The organism is Xanthomonas translucens pv. undulosa (assembly GCF_017301775.1).
GTDB classification, from domain to species: domain Bacteria; phylum Pseudomonadota; class Gammaproteobacteria; order Xanthomonadales; family Xanthomonadaceae; genus Xanthomonas_A; species Xanthomonas_A translucens.
Map to the genome: position 1 here is coordinate 2,464,115 of NZ_CP063993.1, position 11,075 is coordinate 2,475,189.

6 protein-coding genes and 2 pseudogenes are annotated in these 11,075 nt (G+C 66.8%); 5 read left to right on the forward strand and 3 right to left on the reverse strand.

Annotated elements, in window-relative coordinates:
* The first annotated feature begins 65 nt into the window (after nucleotides 1–65).
* Nucleotides 66–1,130, forward strand: coding sequence for a LacI family DNA-binding transcriptional regulator (locus ISN38_RS10435; protein WP_425509968.1), 1,065 nt, complete (start codon nucleotides 66–68; stop codon nucleotides 1,128–1,130).
* 91 nt (nucleotides 1,131–1,221) lie between these two features.
* Nucleotides 1,222–4,023, forward strand: a pseudogene (locus ISN38_RS10440) (TonB-dependent receptor); the annotation flags it as partial.
* 31 nt (nucleotides 4,024–4,054) lie between these two features.
* Here the strand turns inward: ISN38_RS10440 and ISN38_RS10445 are convergent.
* Nucleotides 4,055–5,097, reverse strand: a protein-coding gene (locus tag ISN38_RS10445) for an IS3 family transposase (protein ID WP_399507465.1) whose coding sequence is annotated in 2 segments (ribosomal slippage) — nucleotides 4,055–4,897 and nucleotides 4,900–5,097 — 1,041 coding nt in all. Because the reading frame shifts where the segments join, the coding sequence is not laid out codon by codon here.
* 115 nt (nucleotides 5,098–5,212) lie between these two features.
* Here ISN38_RS10445 and ISN38_RS10450 point away from each other — a divergent pair.
* Together ISN38_RS10450 and ISN38_RS10455 are read left to right on the forward strand one after the other, a co-directional pair.
* Nucleotides 5,213–5,479 (forward strand): annotated as a pseudogene (locus tag ISN38_RS10450) (TonB-dependent receptor); the annotation flags it as partial.
* A gap of 118 nt (nucleotides 5,480–5,597) precedes the next feature.
* The gene (locus ISN38_RS10455) at nucleotides 5,598–7,115 is read left to right on the forward strand and encodes a tryptophan halogenase family protein (RefSeq protein WP_047325483.1); all 1,518 of its coding nucleotides are present in this window, start codon (nucleotides 5,598–5,600) and stop codon (nucleotides 7,113–7,115) included.
* A gap of 200 nt (nucleotides 7,116–7,315) precedes the next feature.
* Here the strand turns inward: ISN38_RS10455 and pyrF are convergent, their stop codons facing one another.
* The gene (pyrF, locus tag ISN38_RS10460) at nucleotides 7,316–8,050 is read right to left on the reverse strand and encodes an orotidine-5'-phosphate decarboxylase (RefSeq protein ID WP_206711793.1); all 735 of its coding nucleotides are present in this window, start codon (nucleotides 8,048–8,050) and stop codon (nucleotides 7,316–7,318) included.
* Entirely contained in the window at nucleotides 8,047–8,943 is an 897-nt protein-coding gene (locus ISN38_RS10465) for a 5'-nucleotidase, lipoprotein e(P4) family (RefSeq protein ID WP_206711794.1), read from the reverse strand. Before ISN38_RS10465 ends, pyrF begins: the two co-directional genes overlap by 4 nt.
* Before the next feature lie 342 nt (nucleotides 8,944–9,285).
* On the opposite strand from ISN38_RS10465, the gene ISN38_RS10470 reads away from it, so the two are divergent.
* On the forward strand, nucleotides 9,286–11,016 hold the full coding sequence (locus ISN38_RS10470) for a ShlB/FhaC/HecB family hemolysin secretion/activation protein (protein ID WP_241753928.1): 1,731 nt from the start codon (nucleotides 9,286–9,288) through the stop codon (nucleotides 11,014–11,016).
* Nucleotides 11,017–11,075 lie beyond the last annotated feature (59 nt).

Genomic DNA, 11,075 nt, shown 5'->3' on the forward strand with positions numbered 1-11,075 from the left:
CACACTGATATCGCCCGCTGCGGCGTGGCGCTGGGCAAGCCGTTGCGGGCCCCGTAGGCACGCTGGTGAATCCGCGCATCGCACACCCGCCCGCGCAGCGCGCGAGCATCACCATCAAGGATGTGGCGCGCCTGGCCAACGTCTCGGTGGCGACCGTATCGCGCACCATGAACGGCCACCAGCACGTGGCCGAACCGGTGCGAGCGCGCGTGCTGGAAGCCGCGCGCACCCTGCACTACGTGCCGCACCACGCCGCGCGCAGTCTCAGCAGCCGCCGCACCCACACCATCGGCGTGGTCCTGCCCGACCTGCACGGCGAGTTCTTCTCCGAACTGATCCGCGGCATCGACATGATCGCCCGCGAGCGCGGCCTGCATTTGCTGGTGTCCAGCTACCACGGCGAGCCGGAAGAGCAGCGGCTGGCGGTGCGGCGCCTGCCCGGACGCGTGGACGGGCTGCTGCTCATGTCGCCCTATCTTGGCACCGCTACCGAGGACGCCGCGGACATGCTGCCCGGTGCGCTGCCGGCGGTGCTGATGAACTGTGCCGAGCGCATCGCCAATGCGCAGGTGCTCAACGTGGACAACTACGGCGGCGCGCGCGCGATGACCCGCCACCTGCTCGACAGCGGCCACCGCCGCATCGCCTTCATCGCCGGGCCGGACGCCAACTTCGATGCACGCGAACGCCTGCGCGGCTACCGCGACGAGTTGCGCGAGCGTTGCCCGCAGGTGCCGCCGCGGGTGTTGCCGGGCGATTTCGACGAAGCTTCCGGCTACCGGGCCGGGCAGGCGCTGCTGCAGGGCCTGCGTCCGGACGTGGTGTTCGCGGCCAACGACATGATGGCGCTCGGTTGCCTGTTCGCTTTCACCCACGCCGGCCTGCGCGTGCCCGACGACATCGCCCTGGCCGGTTTCGACGACGTGCCGATGGCGCGCTACGTGCATCCGGCGCTGACCACGATGCGCGTGGACATCGCCGGCTTCGGCGCGCGCGCGATGCAACTGCTGATCGCCGCGCTGGAACCGCAAGCCGCCGCACCGGCCGCGGAAGCTCTGCTCGACACCGATCTCGTTCCGCAATTGATCGTCCGCGCGTCCAGCGGCCAGCGAGGGACCGCCATGGACTGACAGCGCCCATCGCGTTTTTGCCGTCACTGCCTGTATCCAATTAGAAAAACAACGGATAAACCCGTTTACTGCCCTGGGAGGGGTTTCTGTCATGAAGAGAAAGCGTTCCGCGTCCACTCTGCCCGCACGCAGCCTGCTGTGCTGCGCCTTGGCCACCAGCCTGTTCGCGACGATGCCGGCGATGGCGCAGACCAGCACCGCGATCCTGCGCGGCCATGCCCAGGCCGGCGCCGAAGTGGTCGTGACCAATACCGCCACCGGTTCGGTGCGACGCACGCCGGCGGGGGCCAATGGCAACTACACCGTGATCGGCCTGCCGCCGGGCAGCTATACGGTCGAGGCCAACGGCATCAAGCGCAATGTGACGCTGCAGGTCGCCTCCTCGTCCACGGTCGATCTAGACGCCAGCACGGCCGCCGCGCCGGGTGGCGACGCCACCACGCTGAGCACGGTCAACGTCACCGCGCCGCCGTCGATGAAGGACGTCAAGACCTCGGAAGTGGGCAACGTGGTGTCGCTGCACCAGATCCAGCAGCTGCCGCAGGCCACGCGCAACTTCCTCGAGTTCGCCGACACCGTGCCGGGCATGGTGTTCCAGATCGATGGCAACGGAAATACCAAGCTGCGCGGCGGCGCCTCCAACGCCAGCGCCAGCAACCTGTACATCGATGGCGTCGGCCAGAAGAGCTATGTCAAGGGCGGCGGCATCGCCGGCCAGAGCGACACCCAGGGCAATCCGTTCCCGCAGCTGGCGATCGGCGAATACAAGGTCATCACCTCCAACTACAAGGCCGAATACGGCCAGATCAGCGGCGCGGCGATCACCGCGGCGACCAAGTCCGGCACCAACGAGTTCCACGGCGAGGCGTTCTACCGCTATACCGACCAGGATCTGCGCGACAAGCGTCCGGACGAGCAGAAAAACGGCAAGATCGATTCGCAGACCAAGGAATACGGCTTCGCCTTGGGCGGCCCGATCATCCAGGACCGCATGCACTTCTTCGTTGCCTACGAGGGCAAGGACAACATCGCGCCCAAGAGCATCCAGGCCGATGCCAACGCTGGTTCCTACACGGGCTTTCTGCCCTCCAACCTGAGTAGCCAGTATGGCGCGGCGAACATGCCGTTCTCGGAAGACCTGTATTTCGGCAAGATCGATTTCGAGCCGACCGATCGCGACCGCATCGAGCTGAGCGGCCAGTACCGCGACGAAACCCAGGTCGCCAACGTCGGCGGTACCAGTGCCACCGACCACGGCACCAACAAGATCAACAAGGACAAGCGCGCCAGCCTGCGCTGGCAGCACAGCGCCGACAACTGGTTCAACGAGCTGATCGTCGGCACCGAGAACTCGGAGAACAACCCCACGCCGATGAGCATCGGCAACGGTATCGCGTACAAGTATCTCAACTACAACGACCCGAACATCGGCGAGTACACCTTCCTGGAAACCGGTTCGGCTGGCGGCTTGAACGTGCAGCGCAAGAGCCAGAAGGGTTGGTCCCTGCAGAACGACCTGACTTTCACCAGCTTCCAGTGGCACGGCGAACACACCATCAAAATGGGCGTGAGCTACAAGGACATCAAGCTGACCTCGCAGGACGCGGCCGCGTTGAATCCGCAGTTCAGCTACTCGGTCGATGCCAATGGCATCGCCGCCATCCCGTACCGCGTGGATTTCGTCGCGCCGTACGCCACGCCGGGGCAGAAGGCGACGGTGGAATCGCCGTCCAAGCAGTACGGTATCTACATCCAGGACGATTGGGCCGCGACCGACAAGCTGATGATTAACGTCGGCGTGCGTTGGGACTACGAAAAGAACCCGGCCTACACCGACTTCGTCACCTCGCAGGACTTCGTCAACGCACTGTACTCCGACGATCCGGCCAACCCGGGCCAGCCCTGGGCCAACCGCCTGCTGCCCAGCGGCATCAATGTCGCCGATTACATCAGCACCGGCAACAACCGCAAGAACTTCAAGGATGGCTGGGCGCCGCGCCTGGGCTTCTCCTACGATTTCTTCGGCGACGAGCGCGCGGTACTGCACGGCGGCGCGGGCCGTTCCTACGACCGCAACCTGTTCGAGCAGCTGGCGCTGGAAACCAGCAAGGCCGCGTTGTCGCCGGTGGTGGTCTACTTCAAGGACCCAACCGCCAGCGCGTGCTACAAGGCCGACCGCGCTTGCGCCGATTGGGATCCCCGGTACCTGCAGGGCGTGGACCAGCTGAACACCATTCCTGGCGTCAGCGGCAGCGCCGAACTGTTCATGTTCAACAACAAGATCAAGACTCCGTACAGCGACCAGTACAGCATCGGTATCAGCAACCAGGTCGGCGACTGGCTCACCGATGTGACCTTCCAGCGCATCCTCAGCTATGACGGCTTCGCGATGTCGCTGATCAACCGCTACCCGGATGGGTCTTACTTCGATGCCACCGGCAGCGCACCTTGGGGTGAGCCGGTCCCCGGCTACCAGAACACGATTCTGGGCAGTAACGGCCTGGAACAGCGCAGCAGCCAGGTGCTGTTGTCGGCGGAGAAGCCGTATACCAAGGAATCGGGCTGGGGCCTGACCCTGTCCTACACCCACACCAGCGCGCGCCAGAACCGCAACATCGACGAGCCGTACGGGTTCGACAAGGCGACCATCCACGATTACCCGTTCGTGAAGTCCGATGCCGCGGCATCGCACCGCTTCGTCGCGTCCGGTTCGATCGACGGACCGTGGGGCATCACCTTCGGCGCCAAGGTCGTGTTGGCCACCCCGGAACCGGTCAATACCATCGCCTGCTTCGGCCACACCGATGCCGACGGCGCCACCTGCCAGCAAATCGGCTTCGTGCCGCCGGGCAGCGGCAAGTTCCTGGTCGGTGGCAAGATCTGGGGCTACCGCGACGCCCCCCCGTCCTGAGTAGCAGCGGGGTTTAGAGTCCGGGGTTGATGATATCGGTGTTGGCCAGGTGTTTGGCGTAGTCGGCGGGTGTCATGCCGTCGATGGCCTTCTTTGGACGCTCCTCGTTGTATTCCCGGCGCCAACGTTCGATCTCGGTGCGCGCGTGCAGCAGCGTCGGGAACCAATGTTCGTTGAGGCACTCATCGCGCAGGCGGCCATTGAACGACTCCACGTAGGCGTTCTGGTTCGGCTTGCCAGGCTGGATCAGTCGAAGCTGCACGCCACGCCCGTGCGCCCAGCTCACCATCGTCTTGCCGCAGAACTCCTTGCCGTTGTCGGTACGGATCACCTGCGGCAGGCCGCGACTGATCGCCAGGCGGTCCAGGACGCGGCTGACACCATGGCCGCAGATCGCACGTTCCACCTCGATCGCGACCGCTTCATGTGTGGCGTCGTCCACGATCACCAGCGATTTGATCACCCGCCCATCGGCAGTGCGGTCGAACACGAAGTCCATCGACCATACCTGGTTGGCTCGTGCTGGCCGCAGCAGCGGCTGGCGTTCGCCCACCGGCACCTTCTTGCGCTTGCGGCGCCTGACCTGCAACTGCTGTTCCTGATACAGCCGCTCCACCCGCTTGTAGTTCACGACATGCCCTTCCTGCCGCAGTTTCAGGTAGATCATTCCGACGCCATACCGCTTGTGCCGATGCGCCAGCGCCAGGATCCGCTGGCGCAGGTCGACATTGCGGTCATCGCGCGGGACATAGCGCAGTGCACTGGCACTCATACCGATCATTGCCAGAGCGCGACGCTCGCTGGCGCCACGTCCGATCCACTCGCGCACCAGCGCACGACGCGCCGGTGCGCTCACCACTTTTTTCGCAGCGCATCCTTGATCAAGTCGTTCTCGAACAACTGCTCGGCCAGCAACTTCTTCAGGCGGGCGTTCTCCGCCTCCAGATCTTTGAGCCGCTTGGCATCGGGCACGCTCATCCCACCGAACTTGCTACGCCACAGGTAGTACGAGGCCTCGCTGAAACCATGGCGGCGGCAGAGGTCCTTGATCGCCATGCCAGCTTCGGCCTCGCGCAGGAAGCCAATGATCTGTTCTTCGGAAAAACGCTTCTTCACGTCCAATCTCCTTGGGTTAGGGAATTGGACTCCAAATCTGACTGCTACTCAAAGGTGGGGGGGCGTCGACCGCACGGTGGACTTCCAGGCTACCAAGGACTTCACCGTGTACAACGACTTCAAGCTGTCGGCGCGCATCAATCTGCTCAACGCCTTCAACTTCAAGAACTACTCGAGTTACATCTACGGTGGCCCGGATGAATCGGGCAACTACTTCGGCACCGGCGGACGGTTGGACACCAGCTATGTGGGCTTGAACACCACCGGCGACATCAACTACGTCCCGCGCACCGTGACCTTCGAAATCGGCGCCAAGTTCTGATCCACCGCATCGCCCGCGCGCGCGCCCGACCGGCGCGCGTGGGGTTTTTCCGGACGGGGCCGCTTGGCCCCGTTCGCGTATCGGATACTCCCTTCTTTCCGTACAGGACCGCGCACGCATGATCGCCGCCCCTCTCCGCAATCTGGTCGTCGTCGGCGGCGGCACCGCCGGCTGGATGGCCGCCGCCGCGCTGGCGCGCGTGCTGGGCCCGGACTACCGCATCACCCTGATCGAGTCGGAACAGATCGGCATCGTCGGCGTCGGCGAGGCCACCGTGCCGCACATCAAGGCCTTCAACAACCTGCTCGGCATCAACGAAGCCGAGTTCGTGCGTCAGACCCAGGGCAGCTTCAAGCTTGGCATCGAGTTCGTCGACTGGCAGCGGCCGGGCACCACCTACATCCATGGCTTCGGCACCGAGATCGGGCATTCGCTCGGGCTGCTGCCGTTCCAGCAGTACTGGTTCAAGCAGGCGCTGGCCGGCAAGGCCAAGCCGCTGGGCGCCTACACGCTCAACACCGTAGCCGCCAGGCGCGGCAAGTTCATGACCTCGGCCAGCGATGCGCCGCCCAATTCGCCGCTGGGCAACATCGCCTACGCCTACCATTTCGACGCCTCGCTGTACGCGGCGTTCCTGCGCCGTTTTTCCGAGCAGCGTGGGGTGACCCGGCGCGAAGGCATCGTCGAGCAGGTGCAACTGCATCCGGAATCGGGCCATGTGCTCTCGGTGCGGCTGGCCTCGGGCGACACGATCGCCGGCGACCTGTTCATCGACTGCTCCGGGTTTCGCGGCCTGCTGATCGAGCAGGCGCTGCACACCGGCTACCACGATTTCACCCACTGGCTGCCGTGCGACCGCGCGCTGGCGGTGCCGTGCGCCAAGGTCGGCCCGCCGACGCCGTACACCCGCGCCACCGCGCGCGCGGCCGGCTGGCAATGGCGCATCCCGCTGCAGCACCGCACCGGCAACGGCTACGTGTATTCCAGCGCGCACATCAGCGACGACGAAGCTGCGGCCACGCTGCTGGCCAATTTGGACGGCGCGGCGCTGGCCGATCCGCGCCCGCTGCGCTTCGTCACCGGCCGCCGCAAGCAGGTATGGAACCGCAACGTGGTCGCGCTGGGCCTGGCCAGCGGCTTCATGGAGCCGCTGGAATCCACCAGCATCCACCTGATCCAGTCCGGCATCTCCAAGCTGCTGGAGCTGTTCCCTCGCGAGGGCATCAGCCCGGTGCTGGTGCAGCGCTACAACGACCGCATCGCCTTCGAGTTCGACCGCATCCGCGATTTCCTGGTGCTGCACTACACCGCCACCGAGCGCGACGACAGCGACTTCTGGCGGCAGTGCCGCGCCATGGCGATCACGCCCGAACTGCAGGCGACGCTGGACCTGTTCGGCGACAGCGGCCGTTTCTACCGCAATGGCGATGAGATGTTCGCCGAGATCAGCTGGGTGCAGGTGATGGTCGGGCAGGGCATCCTGCCGCGCGCCTACCACCCGCTGGTGGACCAGGTGCCGGCCGCGGACATCGAACGCTTCGTCGCCAGCATCGAGCAGACCATCGGCCATTGCGTGGACGCGATGCCGCCGCACCAGGCCTTCATCGACCGCTATTGCGCGGCCGCGCCGCGCTGAGCGGGCCGCCCGACCGCGCGCCGGACAAAAAAAGAGGCCACGCGCACCAAGGCGCGGGCCTCTTCAAAATCCGACCGAAGCCGGAGAACGGTTTGTGGCGCATCTCCGGCAAAGCCGGACGCTGCGCATGCTACCGGCAGTCCGCAGCTAATGCAATGGTTTAAGTTTTATTGGCTAAGTTATTGATATTTATTGATCGATCAGTGCGCTGGCGTATTTGCCAGGGTGGCGGCGATCTCGCGCTGGATCGCTTCGGCCGCGGCGCGCGGGTCGGCGGCCTGGCGGATCGGGCGGCCGACCACGATCGCATCGGCGCCATCGGCGAAGGCCTGGGCCACGCCGACGGTGCGCTGCTGGTCGTCGCCGACCGGGCCGCCGGGGCGGATGCCCGGGCACACGATCGAGAAGCCGGCGCCGGTGGCACGGCGGATCGGCGCCGCTTCCTGACCGGAGGCGATCACCCCGTCGATGCCGGCGGCCTGCGCGGCCAGGGCGCGCTCCACCACCACCTCCTGCGGTGCGCGGTCGATGCCCATCGATGCCAGGTCGGCGCGGCCCATCGAGGTCAGCACGGTCACCGCCAGCAGGCGCATGTCGCCGCCGTTGGCTGCGGCCGCGGCCTGCATCATCGCCGGGTGCCAGCCGTGGATCGTGCAGTAGTCCACCGGCCACTGCGACAGGCGCCGGATCACCCCGCCGACGGTGGCCGGGATGTCGAAGAACTTCAGGTCCACGAACACGCGCTTGCCGCGTGCGGCCAGCGTCTCCAGCACGTCGAAGTATTCGCCGGAGGCCAGCAGCTCCATGCCGATCTTGTAGAACGCCACCGAATCGTCGAGCCGCTCGATCCACTCGATCGCCTCGGTGCGGCTTGGCACGTCAAGGGCGAAGATCAGCCGTTCGCGCGCCTCCAGCGCCAGCGGCGCGCGGCTCACTGCGCCAGCTCCAGCGCGTCGCGCTTGGCCTGGTGGCGCGCGGCGCGCGGCTGCGCGAAGTCGTTGTTGAACAGCGCCGGTTCCCAGGACCCGTAGCTGGGGTTGGGCAGCATCCACCAGCGCTCGCCGAACCAGGCGTGGTATTGCTGCAGCAGCTGCGCGCGGCCGTCGGGAGTGTTGGCCACGACCTGCACGAAATCGCCGAGCTGGTCGCCGAACTGCATCAGCACGCGGTACTGCTGGCCGACCAGCTTGCGCCGGCAGTTCTTCTCCGCGCCGTTCTGCTCGCAGCCCTTGACCACGGTGCCCAGGCCCAGCAGCACGCTGTTGTCGGCCACCGGCAGGCCGGCGCTGCGTAGGTTGGCCAGGGTCGCGTCGGTGAGGTGCACCGCGCGGTTGGACACGTACAGCACGGTGATGCCCTTGGCGCTGGCCGCCTTGGCGAAATCGACCACGCCGGGGATCGGCTTGGCCTTCTTCTCGGCCACCCACTGGTCCCAGCTGACCTCGTCGTATTCCTTGCCGTTGCGGATCAGCCGCGCCTGGTACGGCGCGTTGTCCAGCACGGTTTCGTCCACGTCCATCACCACCGCCGGCTTCAGCCCGGCCGTGGCGTTGCCGCGCTCCTCCGGCACCAGCGCGTCCCAGTTCGGCTCCTTCAGCGCCGCGTCCAGGCGGTCGGCGGCGGCGCGGTAGGTCTGCTCGGCGACGGCCCGGTACTCGGCCGAGCGCTGCATCCACAGCACCGCGTTGAGGTTGTCGTCGTCGGCCACGGCGGCGTCGGCGCTCTTGGCGGTGGGCGGTGTCGCGGCATCGGTGGCCGGCGCCTGCGGCGTGCAGGCGGACAGGGCGAGCACGGCGCAGGCCAGTGCGGTGCGGGCGATCGGGGTCATCGGGCGCGGGAACCTAGGCGGGCAATCGACCGATTTTAGCGGGTTGGGGCCGTTGGCGTGGCGGGACGGACACGCCCACGCGGCGTTCGGCCAACACGCCAACGCCCCGCCACGCGTGTACACAATCGTAGACAAATGCAGAATTGTTTGATGATGTTCCGAATAAAAAGAATTATGCGTCACGCAATGCTGCAGGTGTTAGGGGATCTCCCGACATCCTGTCAGGGAGACCCGGATTTTCCAGTCATGTGGCGTGCACCACAGTGCGTCCCGCATGCACGGGAGGCGCAGCGCCAGTCGGAAGGATGCGATCGACGCCTTGCGCAGGCAGGGAGATGCCGGATGCGTAACAGGGGAACTACCGTGGTGTCGTTGAGAAAGGGAACCGTCCTTGCCGCTTTGGCGGTGTGCGCCTGCGCAGGCCGCGCGTTGCCGGCACTGGCTCAGGAGCAGCCGACCACGCTCGACCGGCAGGAGCAGCTGCGCCAGGCCGAAGAGGTGCAGCGCAAGCAGGAGCAGGACCGCCAGGCGCCGTTCGCCGGCCCGCGCGAGCCGGCGGCGCCGGCCGACATGCGCAGCCTTGCGCTGCCTACCGAAACCCTGTGCTTCCCGATCCAGCGCATCCAGCTGGGCGGCGCCGGTGCCGATGGCGCGCGCTTTGCCTGGCTGTGGCTGTACCTGCGCCAGTACCAGGGCCGCTGCATCGGCCGCGAGGGCATCGACCTGATCCGCCGCCGCGCGCTCGATCAACTGGTCGCGCGCGGCCTGGTCACCACCCGCATCGGCGTGCCCGAGCAGGCGCTGTCCAGCGGCCAGCTGCGTTTCGAACTGATGCCCGGCCGGCTGCGCCAGGTGCGCGTGCAAGCGGCCGACGGCCGTGCGTTCTGGCGCAACGCATTGCCGCTGCGGCCGGGCGACCTGGTCGATCTGCGCGCGATCGAGCAGGCCGTGGAGCAGTTCAAGCGGGTGCCGTCGCAGGACGCCAAGATCGACATCGCGCCTGGCGAGCAGCCCGGCGAATCGGACCTGGTGATCACCCTGCAGCAGGGCCGGCGCTGGCGCAGCGTGCTCAACGCCGACGACTCCGGCGTGCGCGCCACCGGCCGCGCGCAGGGCGGCATCGATGTCGCGCTGGACGCGCCGCTGGGCATCAACGACCTGCTGTCGATCGGCTACAACCACGACCTGGTGGATCGCGGCGCCGAGCGCGGCACGCGCGGCAACAGCCTCAGCTACAGCGTGCCGTGGGGCTGGTGGACGTTCGCGCTATCGCTGTCGTCTTACCGCTACCACCAGCGCGTGGACGGCTATCTGCAGAGTTTCCAGTCCAGTGGCGCGTCCAACAGCGCCCAGCTCGACCTGCAGCGGGTCATCCATCGCAACGGCAGCAGCAAGACCACCGCCGGCGTGGTCGTGGCCAAACGCGAGGCGCGCAGTTACCTGGACGGTGTCGAGATCGGCATCCAGCGCCGCCACACCACCAGCGCCGAGGCCTATCTGAGCCACCGCCGCTACCTGGGACCGATGCAGCTGGATCTGCGCCTGGCGCACCGCCGCGGCACGCCCTGGTTCGACGGGCAATGGAGCGGTTACGACCCGGCAGTGGGTTTCCCCAGCTTCCGTTACGGCGTCACCACCCTGGATGTGAGCACCGGGCTGCCGTTCAAGCTCGGCAGCGTGGCCGCCAGCTGGGACAGCAGCCTGCACGCGCAGACCGCCTCGCAGCTGCTGCTCGGCTCGGAATTCATCAGCATCGGCGGGCGCTACAGCGTGCGCGGCTTCGATGGCGAACGCACCCTCGGTGCCGAACGCGGCGCGTACTGGCGCAACACGCTCAACCTGCCGGTACAGCGCCTGGGCATCGTCCCGTACCTGGGCGTGGATGCCGGCCGCATCGGCGGCCCCAGCGCCAGCGCACAGCGCGGACGCAGCCTGGTCGGCGCCTTCGTCGGTGTGCGTGGCGCGCGCGGCGGACTCAGCTGGGACGGTTTCGCCGGCTGGGATCTGCACGCGCCGCGCGACTTCGAGACCGCGCAGCCGGCCTACGGCGTGCGTGTGACCTATCAGTTCTGATCCCCGGGCCGCCGTCGGGCGGACCGGGTTTTGTTTTTTGAGCGCCAGTGGCGCGATGA